The following is a 19,888-nucleotide window of genomic DNA, read 5'->3' as shown; positions in this document are numbered from 1 at the left end:
CATTCACCAAACAGATAAAGATGCCTTATTTCAGAGTGGGTCATCCATTTGGTAGATAAAACCTGATAGGGTGGTTTCCTACAGAATTTGATTGAATATTCTTTGGCAGAAGATTCTATACCTGTATCTGGCAGAACCTTCAAAAGACCCATTTGGATGTAATGGGGATGCAGTTTAAAAAGAGCTCTGAACGATTTTTGAAAACTTTGCACAGAGTCGTTTGGAAGGCCAAGAATTAAATCTATATGTAGGTGGATTGTATTAAAAGAAAGAAGTCTTTTTATGGTGATAAAGGCCTTTTCAATGTCCATTTTTCTATTAACAGCCGTCAAAGTGTCTACATTGATAGACTGAATGCCGATTTCAAATTGAAAAAGACCTTTTGGTACTGTTTCAAGAAAGGCAAACATCTCTTCTGTAAATAAATCGGGCGCAATTTCAAAGTGGTAGCATGATGAAGGGGGCGTATTTTTTAAAATAAATGACCAAATTTGCAGAGCTCTTTTAGGGTCGGCATTAAATGTGCGGTCTACAAAACGAACGATTGTTGGTTTTTGTTTGATAAGTATAGAAAGTTCTTCTTCTACTCTTGAAATATCTGTAGAGTTAATTCCTTTGCTTATAGAAGAAAGGCAGTAGGAACAGGAGAAGGGGCAACCGCGCGAAGATTCATAGTAGATATTTCTATTTTTGAGTTGGTTTTCAAAGTCATCATCTGTATATGGAAAATCAAAACGAGGCATCGGTTTACAGGTATAAAGAGGACGAAGATTTTTTAATGCTAAGTCGATATAAAAAGAAGGGTCAACCCCCTCAATCTCACCCCGCACAAGGGTGACTTTGGGGCTGATATCTTCAAAAAGAGAAGAAGCTTGTGGGCCTCCCAGGACAATAATGATCTCTGGTACGGCTGTTTTTATGTCATGAATAAGGCGCTTTATATAGTCTGAATTCCAAATATAAACGGAAAAAAAGAGTGCATCAGCATCTGTTCCGGTTATCTTCAACAAGGTGTCGTAATAAGGGTCATTGATGGTGAATTGGCAAATAGCGGGGACTGTTTGCGTGTGTTTTCGTAACTCGCCCCTTATGTAAAAAAGTGCCAGACAGGAGTGTGAGTATCTGCAGTTAAAAGCAATCAGGTCGATTTTCATGTTCGTTATATAACGTTATTAGGTGAAAAAACAAAATGCTAACTTTTCCGGAAATTGATCCCGTTATCTTCAGCATTGGCCCTGCCAAGGTTCGCTGGTATGGACTTATGTATGTTCTTGGTTTTATTTGCTCCTATTATCTTGTTTTGTACCAAATAAAAAAGAATAAACTTACAGAGCTTGGAAAACATTTTGAAAACATAAACTTTATGCTTATCGTTAGTCTGATCGTTGGTGGTCGGTTAGGCTATGTTTTTTTTTATAATTTCAGCTATTACATCAGTCATCCTTCCGAGATTCTGGCAACCTGGCAGGGCGGTATGTCCTTTCATGGCGCTTTTCTTGGAACGGTTCTTGGGGGGATTGTTTTTTGCTGGAAAAACAAGCTGAATTTTTGGTCTTCAGCGGATGTTTATATTGTAACTATACCTATTGGTCTGGGTTTTGGGCGGATTGGAAATTTTATTAACGCTGAACTTTTTGGAAGAGTAACAGAAGTTCCCTGGGGCATGATTTTTCCAGGTGGCGGGCCTTTGCCGCGTCATCCCTCTCAATTATATGAAGCTCTTCTTGAAGGTGTTGTCTTGTTTGGTCTGTTGTGGATTGCAAAAGACAGAAAGTTTCCTTCCGGATATATGGTGGCACTCTTTTTAGTTTTTTATGGTGTTTTCCGCTCGTTTGTCGAACTGTTCAGGCAACCTGACGTACAGATTGGTTTTTTGTTTGACCACATCACCATGGGGCAGCTGTTGAGCAGTCTTATGATATTGAGTGGTCTTTTTATTATGGCCCTGAGAAAGGGAAAGTCTATCACGCAGAATCAAAGAAGTTGAGTAACTTTTTAGTGGTTTTCGCTCTTTGGGTGGCGCCACCTGAATAGTTATGAAGTTGATTACGACTGGTTTTATTTTGTTTATTTGGTAGAGTTAACGGTTTCAAGGAAACGGCAATGAAAAAAACAGCACGATATCTCTCATTAATATTTATAACTTTTTACGTGATTACTATGGCAGCACAAATTGCTCAGGCGGGCTTCTTAAAGCCCCACTTGTTTAAGGAAAAGCTCGAGAATGGCATGACAGTCCTTGTAAAAGAGGTTCCTGGTGTAAAGGCTGTAACGGTGCAAATATGGGTAAAGGCAGGCAGTATTTATGAGGGGCCCACAGAGGGCGGGATAACCCACCTCATAGAACACATGATTTTTAAGGGCACAAAAAGTCGTGGTGCGGGTCAAATAGCCGCAGAAATTGAAGAAAGGGGCGGGCAGATAAACGCCTACACCTCCTATGAATACACGGTATATCACGCCACTTTGTCAGCCCGTTTTTGGGAGCCGACGCTGGAGGTGCTTACTGACGCGGTGCTGAACTCTGTCTTTGATAGTGATGAGCTGGAAAGGGAAAAGAAGGTCGTACTGGAAGAGATTAATATGCGTAATGACCGGCCCCAAATGATGCTTTACCAGGAGATGATGACCAACTCTTATGATGAACATCCGTATCGTCTGCCCATTATAGGTACACCGGAGAGTGTGTCATCGTTTACCCGAGACGATATTCTTCACTATTTACGAGAGCATTATGTGCCGGAAAACTTTACAGCAGTAGTTGTTGGAGATGTAGCTGCAGGACCGGTTATTGAAAAGGTTAAGGAGCTTTTTTCGGCCTTACCGGCAGGCAAACCAAAAGAACGAGTGGTACAAAAAGAGCCCCCCAAAACAGGACCGAAACTCTTTAAGGTAATAAAAGATGTCAACCAGTCGCAGTTGGCCATGACCCTGCCAATTCCTGCCTTTAAAGATAAGGATACTCCGATCATAGATGTACTTTCCAGTATATTGGGTAATGGTGAAACCTCATGGTTATACAATGAGCTTCGAAATGAAAAAGGGCTTGTTTACAACATCAGTGCCAGCGCTTTCACCCCAAAAGATGAAGGGTTATTTGAAATATCAGCCACTTTAGATAAAGAAAATATTGAACAAGCTATGGAGGTTGCTTTAACGGAACTTTTTAAGTTTAAGTATGTGCAGGTTGAAGAAAAAGAGCTGGACCGGGTGAAGCGAAGTCTGGAGAGCGATTTTATTTTTAACCTTGAGCGGGTTGATGGTCAAGCCAGGGTGCTTGGCTCGTTTAATGCCTTAACAGGTGATCCTCGGGAGGATGATTATTTAGAAAGAGTTCGGGCTGTGACAAAAGAGGATCTTATGCGAGTGGCAAATATCTACTTTACCGGCAAGAACTTAACTGCCGGTTATTTAGCGCCGAACGGCACAGATATTGGTCTGACTGTTGAGAGTTTGGCAGCATTAATAGAGAGAGCCGAGGTTGCTGCACAGGCAGCGATTCCAACCTCGCTGGTAAAAGAATCGTACCTGAGTAACCTGCATCGCTTCACCTTGAGTAACGGTGTTCGCCTGTTGGTTCGTGAAAATTACCAGGTACCGACTGTTTCAATCAGAGCTGTTTTTCCTGGCGGGCTAAGGGGAGAGACCCTGGAAACAAACGGTGCGTTTGCGTTTATAAGCGAGCTCTTACCCAAGAGCACAGCAAACATGACATCGCGGGAACTTTCTTTAATGATTCACGAAATGGCTGGAGATATTTCGGGCTTTAATGGAAAAAACACCTTTGGTCTCAAGGCCAGTTTTCTATCGCGATATTTTAAAGATGGCATGAAGCTTGTCGCTGACGTCCTTTTGCGTCCGGCATTTGATCAGGCGGAGGCCGATAAAATTAAACCGGAGCGTATTGCCTCTTTAAAGCAACAGGAAGACAATCTGGCAGCTCTTGCTTTTACTGAGTTTAATCGGGTGCTTTTTCAAAGTCACCCATATGGCCTCAATACGTTAGGATCAGAAGAGGCTATTCAGGGTCTTACCTCAGAAATTTTACAGAATATTTATAAAGAGCACGCCAAGCCTGAAGATCTTGTTCTGGCTATCTCTGGTGATGTAAGAGCTGATGAGGTGTATGTGATTGTTGAAAAACTTTTTGGACGCTGGGTCAGTGATCAGCAGAGCGACAATCTTGAGGAGTTTTTGGCCCCCGCTGTACCCGACAAACCCGTTTCCTTTGAAATATCTCGTGATCGAGAACAGGTTCATATTGTTATTGGTTTTATCGGCACACACCTTAAGAGCGAAGACCGTTATGCGCTGGAAATTTTAGAAACTGTTTTAAACGGCCAAAGCGGACGCCTTTTCAGACAGTTGAGAGATAAACAGAGTTTAGCCTATAGCCTTTCCTCTTTTACGCTCTTGGGGGTCGATACGGGTTCGCTCGGTATTTATATCGGAACCAGCCCGGATAAAAAGCAGGAGGCAATTGATTCAGCATGGAAAGAACTCGATAGAATGCGCAACGAGCCAATATCAGATGAGGAGCTGAAAAAGGCTAAAAATATTATTGTCGGTCACTATGAACTAAGCCTGCAAACGAACGGCTCACAGGCGATGGATATAGCCTTGAGCGAGGCCTATGGTCTGGGACAGGATTTTGGTCACAAATATATTCACGAGGTAACTCGAATAACCGCTGCCGATGTTATGCGGGTAGCTCAAAAATATTTACTGCCGGAGCATCATGTCATGGTAACAGTCGGAGCTGAGTAAATATAAAAAAGCTATTAGCATTAAGCTGTTAGCTTCTGGCAAAAAAATTACAATCTAAGCCAACAGCCAACAGCCAACAGCCAACAGCCAACAGCCAACAAACGAGGTTTTTATATGCGGGAATTAATGATTGCGCCATCCATCCTTTCGGCTGATTTTTCACGACTTGGTGATGATATTCGTCAGGTCATTAAAGCAGGAGCTGATGTTGTTCATATAGACGTGATGGACGGACATTTTGTGCCCAACATTACCATTGGGCCACTTATCGTTGATGCGGTACGCAAGATTACAGATCATCCTCTGGATGTTCATTTGATGATCTCTAATCCGGATCAATACATTGATGATTTTGCGGCGGCAGGAGCTGACTGGATAACGGTTCATGTCGAAACATGTAACCATCTGCACCGAACCATCCAGAAAATTAAAGCGCTTGGCAAAAAAGCCGGGGCTGTTTTAAATCCAGCGACCTCACTTGACACCCTTGATTATATCCTTGAAGAGTTGGATCTGGTTATGTTGATGAGCGTGAACCCTGGCTTCGGCGGACAAAAATTTATTCCGTCGGTTATAGACAAAACGCGAAGGTTAAAGGAAAAAATAGATGCTAAAGGGCTTAATGTTGGGATAGAGATAGATGGGGGGGTAAGCCCCAAAACAATCGGTAGTATTGCTGGGGCTGGTGCAAATATTTTCGTTGCCGGCTCAGCTGTCTTTGGCCAGGAAAATTACGCTGAAGTTATTGCAGAACTTAAGGCGAAGGCCAGAAAGCAGGCGGATAGGCTGTAGGTTATTCGTGACAGTAAAACAGGCTATCAATCAATCACCGTAAGGCCCTGGTAAAAGCCCACCGAGGCAGTTGTCTTGGGGGCAATAGGGATCTTCAGCAATTCCACCACCAGCCAGCCCTCTCCACATAGCTGATACTCTTCGTGACTTGCTTTCAACGTGTATATCCCGTGTATCAGTCTGTCCGTCTTCATCTGTAGCTGTTAACCGAAGGACTGGTCCTGGATTGGCAACAGTATTAAATGAAGACGGGACGACAAAGGCAACCTGGGACTGCTCCTGATTAAGAAACTCCAGTTGAACGGGAACACCAGAAATCTGCTTCCAGTTGAACTTTACAGAATCCCTTTTTTCGTCGCGGGATTCAGCAGCATCAAGAACGACAGTTTCACCCGGCATGTATGATGGCAACATTTTGGCGAGTTTGATTGTTGGAGGCGGTGTTCCCAGCTTGACACTTATTTTAAGTTCCCGAACTTTTGATACTGTTTTACCAAGTTTAAAGCGGTACTTTATCTTTTCTTGACCGCCGTAATATTTGTCTGGGACGTAGAGGCTTTGTCCATATCCAATTTTACTAAGAGTTCCACGCAGGTTGCTGCTTATGATATCTATCTCGACGTTTTTGGTGAAAGGCAGGTAGTTGACACTACTCCAGATATCTTCCCAGTCAATGAGAATGTCGTTGGTGCTGTCCACCTCGTAGGTCTTGGTTTTGGCAGCAATGGTCAGTTTTTTTGGTTTAACGGTTTGTTTGCTTTGTTTCGTTGGTGGTGTTTGTGTTTGGTCTGTTGTCTGTGGTGGCAGATTTACTGCAATCTGTGGCGCTGGCCCGGATATTTTTATGTTAGCCGCTTCGCTTATATTGGTGCCATCACTTACCCGAAACATAAAGCTGTCTTGGCCGGCGAACTCTTTGCTGGGAATATAAATTAAATGTGGCGCTTGTCCTGAGAGTTTTCCGTACAGTGGTAGCGAGAGAATCTCATAGCTTAGCGCATCCCCTTCGGCATCCTCGGCAGTTAAATTTACAGCCAGCTCGTTGCCTTGAGCCATGCTGAACTCAGCATCTTTAACGACAGGACTGGTGTTAATTTTCTTAGGCGGTGATGGCTGCTCTGCTAGTACTGCCTTTTCCTCAACAGCCTGTTCGGCCACATCCTGACCCTCCTCGTCACCACTGAAGAGGAAGGCTCCTAAGAGGATAACAACCAGTAGAAAGCCGCCAATGATGCCTTGGGTTTTTCTGTTTTGCAAGGCTGGTGGCATGTTGGCCAGAAGCATAGACAGTTTTTGCGACATTCCACCAGCTTTGCCAGAATCATCATCTGCGCCCATCAGGGCCGTGGCCTCTTCTGTGGCAACTGTTTCCTGTTTACCGTCATCAAAAAGAGATGTGTGGTCATCATCATCACTATCGCTGTCTAGATCAGGAATATCCGGCATATCATCATCGATACCAAACTCGTCAGCATCAAACGCTGTTCCTGTTCCATCTAGAAAAGAGACATCTTCTCCATCTTGATCTGAACCGATAACATCTTTAAAATCTATCTCTTCTGCCTGGAATGGATCACCCTCTGGGACATCACCATCATCAACTTCGGAAAAGAGCATGTCAATTTCATTTTGATCCGGGTCTTCGATGCTTTTGTTTTCGGCTGTGGATTCTGTTTCTGATAGCAACGCATCTATATCCGACTGATCAAAATCACCCGCATCTTCTGCGTTGCTGTCGGAGGTATCCAAGGGGGGGGGGGAGCCGGAAGGTCATCGTCTGTTCCTGATAGCAACGCATCTATATCCGACTGATCAAAATCACCCGCATCTTCTGTTGGTGCCGCAGAAATCTCTCCTTCTGTACCGGAGAGTAGGGAATCGATGTCCGCAGAGTCTATTTCATCTGCCTCCGCATCTTCAGCAGGGGAATCGTCGATATCGCCTGAAAGCAGAGACTCTATGTCGGATTGGTCGAGGTCAGAGGAGCCATCGTCACCATCTAAGTCATCGAGCCAATCATCTTTTTCTTCTTCAGCCATAGTCAGATCCTATGTTTGGTTGCGTACGAAGTTACTTTTTTAAAGGTAAGTGTGCAGAGCCCGGTAAATTGGTTCCGACATCTCTATGTTGGCGACATAGGAAACCCGCTTTCCTTCAACGTTTCGCCCACTGATATGAACCCTCAGGTAGCCATCTATCTCCTGGAGTACCCCGGAAAGATTTTGTTCGTAGCTTTCTCCGGAACTTTTCCGGTCGCTATTGGCCATTACCAGGGTGTCGTTGTTGACCATGGCGATCATCTGGTCTGCAAGGGTAACCCCGAGTTTTGATACTTTATCTTTCGCTGTGTCGTCAGCGCTAGCAAAGGGACGAACAGTGACGACTGTCGGGCCGTAAAAGCCTTGAAACCGATCAATGGCGTCATCACAGATCATTGAAACTAATTCCGACAACCCAGCGTAACTTTGATAGGAGACAATCTCTATTGGCCGGTCTTCAACGGCAAATTCACCACCAAGTTCTTTTGCCTCGGTTGAGTGTGAACCGGACCATAAAAGGAAGATACTGACCCAAAAAACAACAAAATACTTTTTATAGACGCCTTTCATTTTTTTCTCCTTTGCCTTATTGGTCCATACCTTTGACAGCTATGGTAAATGGTTGTTCCGTTGAGTAAAAAAGGCCGAGAAGCTCTCTGTTAAGTGGAAGATTGTAGCGCCACGAGCTTTTGACCAACCCTGTTTTAAGAGATATTAACCGCCCTTGGAGGATAAGGGTTTTTCGGGTATTGGTAAACGTTGAAACAACAACATAGTCGAGTGCTGGAGAGTTGTTGGCTATTTCACCAATATTTCTTGATAGGATGAACTCACCCGTTTGTGGCAGGATATTGATGTCACTTCCGAGTCGCAGTTCTTTCACTCGTATTCCACGGTCAGCCAGGTCTGTGAGATGATATTCGGCAATTATTCTGCCAAATTCAGTTTCTCTTTTGAAGTCAGAGAGAGGCACTGCTGCAACTACTGCAACTCGTGAGGTCAGGTTTTTTTGCCCTTCATCTTTGAGTTGATAAAAAACTTTGCCGGCAACCTCCTTGGAAAGCTCTGAAAGCATGCTCTCTGTACCATAAGATTTTGAAGAGTCGGGCATATACTGATAAATACGGTGCCGTGGTTGCTGGTTTGATCTGGCGGGTGGTTGTTCCTTTACAGCAACAGCGCCGCGCTCTACAGTTGGCGGGATAACATGATCACTGTCGGCTGCTTCTTTCTTTGCTCCAGCAGGGCCATCCTGACTTACCGTGACGTTGACCTGTACTCCGGCAATATCACCTGGGCTGGCTGGTTTCATCTCTGTAGCAGCCCAACTGGCAGGCACACATAACAGAAAAGCTGTACATAGGCACCCTACCGACGACCACAGAACGTTTGATTTCTTCATTTTTTCCTCCAAGGCACTCTTTTATTGTATCAAACTTTGATTTTATAATTCTAGACGTTTCATATATGTTACTTCTTTTTTCTTAGCTGACGCTGAAGCACTGTCAGCTAACAGAAGTTCTGCAAGACTGTTTTTGGGAAACAGCACAGTTGCACTTGATAGTAACTGTGCTGTTTTGTTATCTACAAGCTTAGCATTGACCATGATATGGTTGCCGGCGACAGTATATGTACCGGTAATCAAGGTTCGGGCTGCAACCTGTGGTGCTATTTCTTCGAGCTCTCTTGAAAGTCCAAACTCACCGCGTTTTTCCTGCACCTGAATAGATGTACTTTTACGGACTTCGATGACGGAAAAGCCGTGTTGTTGGAATTCTGTCATTAACTGTTCAGCGAGGTATCGGCCAAAGGATGAGGTTCTCGTTAATTTCTTAAGATCTACAAAAGTACTGAAAGCCACACCTTCGGCAAGTTCGCCGACAACCGGATCTGGATCTTCAAGGTTTTGAAAAAGTTGAATAGCCATTCCCTGTATGGAACTATATAAATCTTCAGCCTGGTTGCTGTATTCAACGTTTGGATCAACCAAAGCTTTGGGGATTGGATAGGGATTTTGAGTGTTCGGACCGTGTAAAACTGTGGAGCCCTGTGCGGGCGATAAAAAAAATATACCCAGTGCTGCAAGAAAAACTGCTGTGAAAAAGACATAGTGAAATATCAATAATTTCAATTCTATATTTTGGGCCTTGATCCTTGTAATCATTGGTTTTAAACCCCTTTTACAAATTTATTTTCTGGTGTATAACCCAGAGCTGTTTGGCTGAAAATAGTATCGAATTCTTAATATTGATCGGACTTTGTAGCCTGTAACTTGACACTTTTTACGTAGTTTAAACATTTTCTTTTACTTTTTTAGAACTATTTATGAAAACTCTACAGAATGTAAACATCAAAGAACTTCTTGATGATGAGGTTTTGATCATAGAAAATGGCGGTGAGATACCAGAGGTTACCTACCATGGTTCACTATATTATCTGACAGAAGATCCTGGTGGGCCAGGGGCAATATTGTCTGAAGATGATATGCTGAGACTGAAACTGGCCGTTGTCGAGGGGTATCGCAGAATTATCTCCAGGGATCTTATGGTGGAAAATCGAGACAAAAGCCTTTATCGTGGACTTGAGCGCTGTGCTGCCAACTGGGATCGGCTGATGGTCTTTTCTAAAAAAGAAAATCTTGATCTTCAGCGGATGGCAGAAGCGGTATGTGAAGGGTTGAGGCGTTTTTTTAACGTTGAGGTGGGGGATGTGATCACATTTGGTAAACGGAGTTCTGTTAACTGTACACCGGAAACCTTGAGAGATTTTTTTAGCAAGGTGGGGTTGGATCATGCCGATTTGCCCGAGGAGTGGGAAAACCTTACACCTGGTAACGCTGTCTGAGGCGTACAGATTTTTTGTCTCTATATGCAGACAGTGCTAAAAGGCCCCTATGCTTTCTCTTACGGGATCTCACACTTTTTCAAAAGCGTCAAGGCCAGCACCACAATCAGGACAAACCCAGTCTTCAGGCAAATCTTTAAAAGCTGTGCCAGCTTTAACACCGGTATCAGGGTCACCATCGGCAGGGTTATAGGTATAGCCGCAGACGCTGCACACATATTTTTCCATTTTCAGATACCTCCTTTGAATACTTTTGAGTGATTTTGTGAGTGTATCCATGACAAAAATAAATGCTACAAAAATCTGGTTGACGGTCTGGCAGATTTTAATGTATTAATTTGACCTTTCAGTATCCCGGAACACGGTTAGAATCCGTGGCGGTCCCGCCGCTGTAATCCTGCCTTTACTTGTAAAGGAACCCCCTTTCAACCCTGTGCGCCACTGTTCTGTTAAAAACAGAATGGGAAGGCCGTTGGGAGGGCAGGAGAGCCAGAAGACCTGCTGGAATTTTTTTGATTGAATCTAATGGTAAAGGGTTTCAATGGACGAGTTGCGTCCATTGAAACCCTTTTTTTTTACTGCTATTACCTGACAAGGGGTGACCAATGATGAAAGCAATTGTGGTTAAGGAGATCGGTTCCTTTGAGGTTTGCACACTTGATCTTCCTCAACCGGGATTTGATGAGGTTTTGATTAAAGTTGAGGTTACGGGCTTATGCCGGACTGATCTGAAGATTATTGAAGTCGGTCATCGCGATCTGGTTATGCCGCGTATTCCAGGAGAAGAGGTGGTGGGGAGCATTTGTGGTGTTGGTGACGGTGTACATAACTTTAAGGAGGGCCAGCGCGTCTACGTCTATCCGGGAACAAGTTGTGGACAGTGCCCTCTATGTCTTGTTGGTGCTGGAAATCTGTGCAAAAGCATGCAGATAATGGGTTTTCATCGGGATGGTGGTTTTGCTGAGTATGTCGTTGCCCCGGTGCAAAGCCTGATTCTTGTCCCTGATAATTTAACACCCGATCAAGCAGTCTTTGCTGAACCACTGTCATGCTGTTTGAACGCTCTTGAGCTTGCCCGTCTGACAGAAGGCGAAACTATCGGTATCTGGGGTGGTGGGCCAGCTGGAGTATTATTGTCACGGGCAGCCCTGGCAAAAGGCGCGGAAGCAACACTGATTGAACCACATCCAAAACGACGCGCGTTTTCAAAAGAGCTTTCCCCAGCTCTGACTGATCAGATGTATGATGTCTGCATCATTGCTGTTGGGGATAAGGGCGCTTACCAGGATGCGCTTGGCCACCTTAAACCGCGGGGGCGACTGGTTGTTTTTTCGGGATTGCCTAAGGATGATTGTGCCCTGCCTATAGATTTCAATACATTGCACTACCTGGAGCAAACGCTTGTTGGTGCCTATGGCTGCAGCTTCCGGCACGGTGTTGAAGCGTTAGCTTTATTATCCGATGGTCGAATACAGGTTGACGATATGGTCTCACACCGAATGCCGCTCTGGGAGCTCAAGGATGCCCTTCGCCTGGTTTCCGAAAAAATCAGCATGAAGGTTCTTTTATATACCCTGGATTCAGGTGTTTAAAATTTAAAATAAAGAGGGAAGGACATCCTATGAACAATGATGCTATTCAAAAATTTGGTGGACAGATTCAACAGTTAATTCGAGGTGAGGATCTCTGCCGCAGTGAAACCTACGAAATGTTCCGTGAGGTTATGCTCAACGAACAACCAGATTTACAGCAAGGCGCTTTTTTAGGGGCACTCGTGGCTAAAGGAGAAACCGTCCATGAAATCGCGGGTGCCTGGGAGGCCATCGACCAGTTTGATACGGTGCATGTGTCCGGCACTATTCGAGGCCCGATCGTTGAAAATTCCGGCACGGGAATGGATAAACTATCAACATTCAATGTCAGTAGCGCTGCGGCCATTGTTGCGGCATCTTGTGGTGTAACAATGGCCAGGCATGGTGCCAGGGCCCTTTCATCGTTTTGCGGTACGGTTGATATAATGGAGGCTGTTGGGGTTAATGTTGAGTGCGACATCGCCACGGTTGAAAAGAGTATCAAAGAGACGGGTATTGGCCTCTTTAATGGCATGAGTCCCCATATTCATCCTGGTGCTCTCGGTCGTATTTTAAGCCAGATCCGCTTTGGTTCCACATTGAATATTGCCGCCTCACTGGCAAATCCATGCCGACCGACAATTGGGTTGAGGGGTGTTGGTAACGAGAAGCTGCTTATGCCAAGCGCCCAGGTAATGTCACAAATCGGCTATACACGAGGAATGGTGGTGCATGGTTTGGATGATGCGTCCGGGGATGGCATGGATGAGATTTCGCTGTGCGGGGCAACAATGGTGGTTGAGTTTCAAGGTGAGACAATAAAAGAGTATCGTATAACACCAGAAGAAGTAGGAGTTAAACGTGTCAGTTTTCATGAGATATCGGCTACTAACGATCTCAAGACCGAGGCAGATCGGTTTGTCAGCGTTATAGCGGGTAATGGCCCAACAGCCTGTATTGATTTTACCTGTTTAAATGCCGGGGCAATCTTATATATCACAGGGATTTGTGACTCTATCAAAGACGGTGTTATAAAAAGCAAAGCTGCCATAGAAAGTGGTGCTGCCCATGAAAAACTTGAACAGTGGAAAAAAGTTCAAAATTAATGGAGGTAAAAAGGATAAAACGGATATAGATTATTTTTTTGACAGCTGAGCAGAGAAAGTGATAGTATCCATGTAAAACATAAAGTGGTGTTATCGATATGCATGGATATATTCAAAGGGCCGCTGGAAATGATCTGCACAGGGCTTTAGCCCGCTCTCCCGCTGTGGCTATTCTCGGACCCCGGCAGTGCGGCAAGTCAACCTTAGCTAAAACAGTGCTTGACACTGCTTCTGCCGTCTATCTTGACCTACAGGACCGGGTTGACCGGAACAAGCTTGGGGAGCCGGAACTGTTCTTCGACCGTCATCGTGACAAGCTTATCTGTCTCGATGAGATTCAGCTCCTGCCGGAATTTTTTTCTGTTCTCCGCTCTGAAATTGATCGAGACCGCAGGCCTGGGCGGTTTCTCATTCTGGGGTCGGCCTCTCGTGACCTCATCAGGCAATCAACTGAATCCTTAGCCGGTCGGATTGCCTATCTTGATCTCACCCCATTTTTACTCAAGGAAGTTGTCGGAGTTTCCTCCTGGCCTGATCTCTGGCTGCGGGGCGGCTTTCCTGATAGTGTGCTGGCGGCCAATGACGCCGACAGTTTTGATTGGCGGCTGGATTTTATCCGAACATTCATGGAGCGGGACATCCCCAGCCTGGGTTTTAATATCCCGATTCCGGTTATTGAACGGTTGTGGCTGCTGCTGGCCCACTATCACGGCCAGACTGTGAACTACCAAAAACTGGCAGAAGCTGCAGACCTTTCCATTCCCACCCTGAAGAAATATCTCTCCATCCTGGAGCAGACATATATGCTTCGCCTGCTGCCTCCAACAGAGACAAATATCAAAAAGAGGTTGGTGAAATCACCCAAAATCTATCTGCGAGACAGTGGCATTCTTCACGGCCTTCTAAATATTGAAGAGTATGACTCGCTTCTGGCGAATCCTGTTGCTGGGGCATCCTGGGAGAGTTTTGTCATAGAAAATATCATTCATGGTCACAGTCGCTGGCAGGCCTCTTTCTTGCGGACTTCCAACGGCGCTGAAATAGATTTGCTTTTAGAGCGGTCCGGCCATCGCCACCTGTTTGAGTGTAAGCTTTCAAAAGCGCCGAAACCATCTCGTGGTTTTTATGAACTGACAGATTCTATCCAGCCTGACTCTGCCTGGGTCGTTGCCCCTGTTGATGAACCCTATGAAATAAAAAAAGGGATTTTTGTCTGTTCTCCTGAACATCTGGAGAAGGAGTTGCCTTTTTGAAGAAATGGGGAAGAATTAAAAGGTTATTAAGATGTACAGAGTCGGACCAAGTTTAAATCAGTGGCAGAATGTTGTGCATGAAACCTCGTAACTTAATTTCCACTCTTTTGCCCGGATCAGGGTTTGCGAAATTTTGTGAGCAGTCCCATGTTTTTCTTCTGGGAATCGACTAAGGAATCAATATTTCGAAGTACATTTTCCTCAAGTTTACTCACCGTTACAGTAAGATCTTCATTGTTTGCTGAGGCTGTGGTGTGCAGGTCTGCTATTCTCTGATTGAGAGGTGCTTCATGAACCATTTTTGCGCTTCCAGTGAAATAATTAATTTTATTTTGCATGGTATTTGAATTTATCAGCGTCCACTCTTTCTGCCGATTTGACACTATCCCGGACTGGTCAATCGAGGGGGTAGACAAGGTGACAATCTGGCCGTTTTCCAGGTATCGAGTCATTTTATGGGTGAAATCTGCCATCTGTTCCTGGGTGGCATTTTTTTCAATGGTTTTGGTGTAGATTGTGTCACCGGCTATTTTTACGATTCCTTTAACGTTATGGAAGGTTGATTCGTTAAGCCACATCAGTGAAGCCAACTGACCAAGATTTTCTTTAAGCCCTTTTTCTCCTTCGTATTCAATCCCCTGTTCTTTTAGGCCATTTAATAAAAGTTTGTAATTATCAACTTCATTAGATGGTCTTCCGATCATTTGTTTAGCGGACGAGACGAGTTTATCATGAAATAACGTGGCCTTATCCTCTGTGGCCAAATGCTGATAGGTCGATGACGCCTGTAGAGTCTCGGTTTGTGGTAGTTCATCCTTTAAAACGGGTTGTAGTGTTTGTATTAGTTGTGATGGTAACGGTTGTTCTGGAGGAGGTTCGGCTTTATGCTGCATTAATGGCTTTGGCGGGGATGTTCCTGGGCCGGAAGAAACATTCAGTAAAAGCTCAAGGTTTTCGGGGTTAATGCTCACTTGAGTACCCGGCAACAAGCTCTGGAATGGTTTGCCATGATTTGCCTTGGAAAAAATAATATCCCAGTGGCGTCCGGTAAAGCGTTGGTCATTGTTAAGCAGTTGTGAGACAGTTGGCAGTTCCCTGCTTAAACTGCCAATTTTGATTGGTTGGCCATCGTTATCCCCCAGGCTAGAAACGTACTGTTGTAACTGCTCACTTTTTGATAAAACGCTATCAGTCTTGGCTGGCGGGCAGGCCTCAGCGGCGGAATTATTTTTCACTCTATCTGGAAGTGATCTGCTGAGAATCAGTTCTAAAGTTACAGGATCTATACAAACCTGTGTGCCTGGTTGTAAATTATTATACGGCTTGTCTTTGTTGGTATCGGAATAGACAATTTCTTTATATAAATCTCGGGTGTGTTGATTATTTCTTACAAGTTGCGATACGGTTTGATCTTTGGATAAGGTACCCAAAATAAACGGACCGGTGGTGTTTTGTGTTAAGTCTTGTAGCTTGATTTTTAAAATATCAGACCTGGAAATTTTTTGAGCGACAGACACGACTTTTGTTTTTTCAAAGACAGATCTCTCTTTTTCTCTGAGTTCCTGAGGCTCTTTAAAAACCAACTCCAGGGTTTTGGGGTTAATACTAACGCTGGTGCCCTGAGTAATAGTTGAGTATGGTTTGTTTTTGTTTATATCTGCGTGGATAATATCCCAGTGAAAGCCCTTGATGTTTTCGTTATTTCTAACCACATGAGAGATGGTTGGCAGAGTTTTGCTTAGAGTGCCCAGAGAAACGTTGGCGGTTTCATCCTTGAGCATTCCTCCCAGAAATTTTTGTATGCGTTCGATACGGGTTTCTGGCTGAACCGCAGGCTTTTTCTCCCAGAACAGCTCTTTAGTTTCCTGATTAATGGAGAGAAAATCCCCATCTTTCATAGTGGTGAACTGTTTGTTCTTATTCAACTCTGAGTTAATGATCTGCCAGGAATTATTGCGAAAGTCATCATTGTTACGAAGAATATGTGAAACAGTGGGCGTGTGGACAGATATTTGACCGACTTTAATTATATCTTTAGGCCCTGCGGAATCACCTGTGCGGTTTGCTGTCACTATCGAATTATTATTGGTAGCTTTGGCTAAGGTGTTGGCAAAGGTGGGGATAGCGACAGAACCATGATTTACATATTTTTGAATTGGCAGGTCATGACGCTGACTGACTGGTTGGATCGGCATTGTAGTCCTCTAGTAAGTAGGAATCGGTGTGAAATCTACTGTCTAGCAAAATCAACGCCAGTTTTATTGTTTTTTGGTAGTGCTAAATAACATACTGATATTATGGAGATTATCTGCTCGGTTGGCTGCTTGTCCGAAGCTAGTTGCAGCAAATTGCTTGTTTTTGAGGACAAAGGAATAACGAACTGTCAATTATTGAACAGCATTTTTGGAGGCAGAAAAACCCGAAGAAAGGATGGATGACGGGAACCGATTGTTTTATAAGGAGACTTGAAATTCCCCCACAAAAAAAGGGGTTACCGCATTAAATCGGTAACCCCTTCTAATAATTGGTTAGTTGTGTGGTCGGGGCGGAGGGATTCGAACTCTCGACCTCCTGCTCCCAAGGCAGGCGCGCTAACCAGGCTGCGCTACGCCCCGACACGAAACAGAAGTAGACTAAATAGCTTATCCCCCTGCAAACGTCAAGGGAAAATTTTGTTCTAAAAGTGTTGACGACTTAATTCTGAGTTGCTATATTGCCCGGCTGTTGCTGAGCGATAATTTGTGTTCCTCGATAGCTCAGTTGGTAGAGCAGGTGACTGTTAATCACCTTGTCGCAAGTTCGAGTCTTGCTCGAGGAGCCAGTAAAAATAGGGAGTTAGCCGTTTTCGGTTAACTCCTTTTTTTTTGTTTAAGTGACCTTTTTGCCATCCGCAATAACTCAAAAAATGTTGTAGCCAATTGGACTAAAATCTCCTCAAAACGCTCTGTTTAGTGGAAAATATTTTAAACTGACAGATCTAAATTATATTAATTTTTCGTTATTGCATTCTTCTCGTTATTTTTTTGTCTGAAATTACATTCTTCGGGGGGCTTGTGTCTTGTCCCATGGTAATCTTAAACAGAGTAATCAGATCCCAACCACGAATGGGATGGGAATTCTCTATGAGAATAAGGAACTCCATAAAACTATTATCCGCTGTCTTGTTGGTTGTTATGTTGTCTACTGGCTGCGCTAGTTGTCCTTGTCAGGCAACTCTATTCATAAAAAATCTTGACTTAAGTTGTTTTGGACATCTAGACTCTTTGTAAGGTGGAGATGACTTGACTATCTGAAATACCGGGACCTCTCTTCCTGTAAATTTGAATTTGCTCACCCCCCAGTAAAAGTCGGACCTACTCAACAGCAATTGAGGAGAGAAATAATGAAAAAAGCACTACTCATGACTGCGGCTATCTTATTAGGGAGTTATCCAATGGTTGCAGGAGCCAAATCCAACCAGTCAGCTGTTTCCCCGGAAGAGATTTCCGCCTTTGAAAAGATCTTTGGCAGTGGTCCCCAAGAGGAGGATGTCTATCGGGCCGACCGCTTGCTGGTTTCCGCCACTGGCTCCCAGATCCCTGTGCATTTGGCCCCTTCGGTTGCCTCGGTGATCAGTAAGGAGGATATTGAAGAGATCGGGGCCACCACCTTGGATGAGATCCTGGAGACCGTGCCCGGCCTGCATGTCGCCCCCTCCAATTCCGCCTACATGTCTTCCATCTGGTCGGTCCGCGGCATCCATACCAGTGTCAACCCCCAGGTCCTTCTGCTGATCAATGGCATTCCTTTGAGTGAAACAATTACAGGAACCCGTCCCTATCTTTTTCACATGCCAGTGGCCATGATCTCCCGGGTCGAGGTGGTGCGGGGGCCGGGCTCGGCCGTACATGGGGCGGACGCCTTTGCCGGCACGGTGAACGTGATTACCAAGGACGGCATTGAAATCGACGGCACTAAGGCCGGGATGCGCTATGGCTCTTTTAACACCTCGGATCTCTGGCTCCAGCACGGCGGCATTTACGCCGGCTGGGATCTTTACGGCAGTGTGGAGACCCAGAAGACCAGCGGCGACAACAACCGGGTGGTAGGTCGTGACTATCTCGACGCCATCGGGGCTTCCGCCTTTTCCAACACCCCCGGTCATCTGGATACCGAGTATGATCTGGTGACCACCCATTGGGGCTTGCGTAAAGACAACTTCAGCCTGAAGCTCTATGGTTACTGGCAAGAAAATGCCGGTATGGGACCCGGTGCCACGCAGGTGATTACCTATAACAGTGGAAATGACAGTCGCGGTTTTATGGGTGATCTGGAGTATCGGGATAAGAAGTTTTTCAGCGACGATCTGGATCTGAGCCTACGGCTGTATTCGGTCTACAACAAATCCAATAACTTTTTTGAGCTTACCACACCAACGTATCCGGCCTATATGTTGGGCAATCCTATTGCCGAAACTAAGTACACCGGCCTGGAGACTACTGCTCTTTATAAAGGCTTACTCGATCATCTCTGGCGGGTTTCTCTGGGCTGGAAGTTTTTTGACACGGATACGGACCAGTTTAAGAACTTTGGCTCTGGCGTAGCGGTACAGTATGGACCACTGGTTAACATCAAGAACACGCCGTATAACTTTATGGAGGACCACGGCCGCAAACTCTGGAATATCTCAGTGCAGGATGAGTGGAACTTTGCCAGACGATGGACTCTGACGGGTGGGGTGCGTTATGACTATTATGACGATTTCGGTTCCACCACCAATCCCAGGGCCGCTCTGGTCTGGGAGACCCGCTATGACCTGACCACCAAGCTTATGTACGGCCGGGCCTACCGGGCGCCAAGTTTTGGCGAGCAGTATTTCCAGAACAACGCTCAGGCAAAGGGGAATCCGAACCTGAAACCGGAGACCATTGACACCTATGAGTTGGCCTTTGACTATCAGCCCACCACCAACTTGAGCACTAAGCTCAACCTTTTTACCTACACCATTGACGGCCTGATTGAATATGTCGCTGATCCGGCCACGCCCGGCATCTTACAGGCCCAGAATTATAAGGACCAGGAGGGGCAAGGTTTTGAGGTGGAAGCCGAATGGCAGGTAGCGGAGGGCTTACGAGTCAGCAGTAACTACGCCTTTCAGCGCTCCAAGGATCGGCAAACCGGTGAGCTCACCAACGATGCCCCTTCCCAGCAATTGTATGTCAATCCCCATTGGACCTTTGCCAATGACTGGTCTCTGGATAGCCAGTTTTACTGGGTGGCCGGTCGGCGCCGGGCCAGCGGCGATCCCCGGCCAGATATTGAAGATTATGAGCTTGTCAACCTGACTCTGCGGCGTACCAATGTCCTTGACCGTGTGGATCTGGCCCTAGCGGTACGGAACCTCTTTAACGAGGATATCCGGGAGTCTAGCCCGTATGTTGCCGGTGCCGGAGCTTACGGGGCCTATATTACCAATGACTACCCAATGGAGAGCCGGGCAGTCTGGGCGGAAGTGCGCTGGAGCTATTAATCTAAGT

The 19,888-nt window shown here is 45.3% G+C and carries 16 protein-coding genes, 2 tRNA genes and 1 riboswitch; of the genes, 9 read left to right on the top strand and 9 right to left on the bottom strand.

Going from position 1 to position 19,888, the window contains the following annotated elements; all coding sequences use genetic code 11:
* Window positions 1–1,007 (bottom strand): DUF4080 domain-containing protein (locus HQK80_06530; protein ID MBF0221869.1); only part of this gene is annotated, 1,007 nt, incomplete at its 3' end.
* Between the two features lie 182 nt (window positions 1,008–1,189).
* On the opposite strand from HQK80_06530, the gene HQK80_06525 reads away from it, so the two are divergent.
* The 3 genes from HQK80_06525 (at window position 1,190) to HQK80_06515 (ending at window position 5,559) form a co-directional block, all read left to right on the top strand.
* Window positions 1,190–1,987, top strand: a complete 798-nt coding sequence (locus HQK80_06525; protein MBF0221868.1) for a prolipoprotein diacylglyceryl transferase — start codon at window positions 1,190–1,192, stop codon at window positions 1,985–1,987.
* 116 nt (window positions 1,988–2,103) lie between these two features.
* Window positions 2,104–4,767 (top strand): insulinase family protein, encoded by a 2,664-nt coding sequence (locus tag HQK80_06520; GenBank protein ID MBF0221867.1) that lies wholly within the window; start codon window positions 2,104–2,106, stop codon window positions 4,765–4,767.
* Window positions 4,768–4,881: 114 nt separating this feature from the next.
* Window positions 4,882–5,559 carry a ribulose-phosphate 3-epimerase gene (locus tag HQK80_06515; protein MBF0221866.1) on the top strand — a complete coding sequence of 226 codons (678 nt, stop codon included), beginning with the start codon at window positions 4,882–4,884 and terminating at the stop codon, window positions 5,557–5,559.
* 30 nt (window positions 5,560–5,589) lie between these two features.
* Here HQK80_06515 and HQK80_06510 read toward each other — a convergent pair whose 3' ends face one another.
* From HQK80_06510 to HQK80_06490, 5 genes are all read right to left on the bottom strand, one after another.
* Entirely contained in the window at window positions 5,590–7,308 is a 1,719-nt protein-coding gene (locus HQK80_06510) for a hypothetical protein (protein ID MBF0221865.1), read from the bottom strand.
* Window positions 7,251–7,598, bottom strand: a complete 348-nt coding sequence (locus HQK80_06505) for a hypothetical protein (GenBank protein ID MBF0221864.1) — start codon at window positions 7,596–7,598, stop codon at window positions 7,251–7,253. The genes HQK80_06510 and HQK80_06505 overlap by 58 nt, the downstream gene beginning before the upstream one ends.
* Window positions 7,599–7,637: 39 nt before the next feature.
* Entirely contained in the window at window positions 7,638–8,168 is a 531-nt protein-coding gene (locus tag HQK80_06500) for a hypothetical protein (GenBank protein ID MBF0221863.1), read from the bottom strand.
* 16 nt (window positions 8,169–8,184) lie between these two features.
* A complete protein-coding gene (locus HQK80_06495; protein MBF0221862.1) occupies window positions 8,185–8,910 on the bottom strand; it encodes a hypothetical protein in 726 nt (241 codons plus the stop codon).
* Window positions 8,911–9,042: 132 nt separating this feature from the next.
* On the bottom strand, window positions 9,043–9,762 hold the full coding sequence (locus HQK80_06490) for a hypothetical protein (GenBank protein MBF0221861.1): 720 nt from the start codon (window positions 9,760–9,762) through the stop codon (window positions 9,043–9,045).
* Between the two features lie 161 nt (window positions 9,763–9,923).
* Here HQK80_06490 and HQK80_06485 point away from each other — a divergent pair, with 161 nt between their 5' ends.
* Window positions 9,924–10,442, top strand: a complete 519-nt coding sequence (locus tag HQK80_06485) for a hypothetical protein (protein MBF0221860.1) — start codon at window positions 9,924–9,926, stop codon at window positions 10,440–10,442.
* A gap of 69 nt (window positions 10,443–10,511) precedes the next feature.
* Here HQK80_06485 and HQK80_06480 read toward each other — a convergent pair whose 3' ends face one another.
* Window positions 10,512–10,670 (bottom strand): rubredoxin, encoded by a 159-nt coding sequence (locus tag HQK80_06480; GenBank protein MBF0221859.1) that lies wholly within the window; start codon window positions 10,668–10,670, stop codon window positions 10,512–10,514.
* A gap of 59 nt (window positions 10,671–10,729) precedes the next feature.
* Window positions 10,730–10,963: riboswitch (cobalamin riboswitch) on the top strand.
* 84 nt (window positions 10,964–11,047) lie between these two features.
* Between HQK80_06480 and HQK80_06475 the strand changes: the two genes are divergently transcribed.
* The 3 genes from HQK80_06475 to HQK80_06465 all read left to right on the top strand — a co-directional run bounded on the left by HQK80_06475 (window position 11,048) and on the right by HQK80_06465 (window position 14,372).
* A complete protein-coding gene (locus HQK80_06475) occupies window positions 11,048–12,034 on the top strand; it encodes an alcohol dehydrogenase catalytic domain-containing protein (GenBank protein MBF0221858.1) in 987 nt (328 codons plus the stop codon).
* Window positions 12,035–12,063: 29 nt separating this feature from the next.
* Window positions 12,064–13,119 carry an anthranilate phosphoribosyltransferase gene (gene trpD / locus HQK80_06470; GenBank protein MBF0221857.1) on the top strand — a complete coding sequence of 352 codons (1,056 nt, stop codon included), beginning with the start codon at window positions 12,064–12,066 and terminating at the stop codon, window positions 13,117–13,119.
* Window positions 13,120–13,217: 98 nt separating this feature from the next.
* Window positions 13,218–14,372, top strand: a complete 1,155-nt coding sequence (locus HQK80_06465) for an ATP-binding protein (protein ID MBF0221856.1) — start codon at window positions 13,218–13,220, stop codon at window positions 14,370–14,372.
* A gap of 116 nt (window positions 14,373–14,488) precedes the next feature.
* Here HQK80_06465 and HQK80_06460 read toward each other — a convergent pair whose 3' ends face one another.
* A complete protein-coding gene (locus HQK80_06460) occupies window positions 14,489–16,567 on the bottom strand; it encodes a hypothetical protein (protein MBF0221855.1) in 2,079 nt (692 codons plus the stop codon).
* Between the two features lie 342 nt (window positions 16,568–16,909).
* A tRNA-Pro gene (locus tag HQK80_06455) sits at window positions 16,910–16,987 on the bottom strand.
* Between the two features lie 130 nt (window positions 16,988–17,117).
* On the opposite strand from HQK80_06455, the gene HQK80_06450 reads away from it, so the two are divergent.
* Window positions 17,118–17,193: transfer RNA gene (locus HQK80_06450), tRNA-Asn, on the top strand.
* A gap of 561 nt (window positions 17,194–17,754) precedes the next feature.
* Window positions 17,755–19,881, top strand: coding sequence for a TonB-dependent receptor (locus tag HQK80_06445; GenBank protein MBF0221854.1), 2,127 nt, complete (start codon window positions 17,755–17,757; stop codon window positions 19,879–19,881).
* Window positions 19,882–19,888 lie beyond the last annotated feature (7 nt).

Source organism: Desulfobulbaceae bacterium (assembly GCA_015231515.1).
GTDB lineage: Bacteria > Desulfobacterota > Desulfobulbia > Desulfobulbales > VMSU01 > JADGBM01.
The sequence above is the reverse complement of the archived record's forward strand: the minus strand, read 5'-3'. Positions and strand labels throughout refer to the sequence as shown.

Coding starts and splice junctions, on each gene's coding strand:
- HQK80_06525 (MBF0221868.1), top strand. CDS start 1,190: ATGCTAACTTTTCCGGAAATTGATCCCGTTATCTTCAGCATTGGCCCT.
- HQK80_06520 (MBF0221867.1), top strand. CDS start 2,104: ATGAAAAAAACAGCACGATATCTCTCATTAATATTTATAACTTTTTAC.
- HQK80_06515 (MBF0221866.1), top strand. CDS start 4,882: ATGCGGGAATTAATGATTGCGCCATCCATCCTTTCGGCTGATTTTTCA.
- HQK80_06505 (MBF0221864.1), bottom strand. CDS start 7,598: ATGGCTGAAGAAGAAAAAGATGATTGGCTCGATGACTTAGATGGTGAC.
- HQK80_06500 (MBF0221863.1), bottom strand. CDS start 8,168: ATGAAAGGCGTCTATAAAAAGTATTTTGTTGTTTTTTGGGTCAGTATC.
- HQK80_06495 (MBF0221862.1), bottom strand. CDS start 8,910: ATGAAACCAGCCAGCCCAGGTGATATTGCCGGAGTACAGGTCAACGTC.
- HQK80_06490 (MBF0221861.1), bottom strand. CDS start 9,762: ATGATTACAAGGATCAAGGCCCAAAATATAGAATTGAAATTATTGATA.
- HQK80_06485 (MBF0221860.1), top strand. CDS start 9,924: ATGAAAACTCTACAGAATGTAAACATCAAAGAACTTCTTGATGATGAG.
- HQK80_06480 (MBF0221859.1), bottom strand. CDS start 10,670: ATGGAAAAATATGTGTGCAGCGTCTGCGGCTATACCTATAACCCTGCC.
- HQK80_06475 (MBF0221858.1), top strand. CDS start 11,048: ATGATGAAAGCAATTGTGGTTAAGGAGATCGGTTCCTTTGAGGTTTGC.
- trpD (MBF0221857.1), top strand. CDS start 12,064: ATGAACAATGATGCTATTCAAAAATTTGGTGGACAGATTCAACAGTTA.
- HQK80_06465 (MBF0221856.1), top strand. CDS start 13,218: ATGCATGGATATATTCAAAGGGCCGCTGGAAATGATCTGCACAGGGCT.
- HQK80_06460 (MBF0221855.1), bottom strand. CDS start 16,567: ATGCCGATCCAACCAGTCAGTCAGCGTCATGACCTGCCAATTCAAAAA.
- HQK80_06445 (MBF0221854.1), top strand. CDS start 17,755: ATGAAAAAAGCACTACTCATGACTGCGGCTATCTTATTAGGGAGTTAT.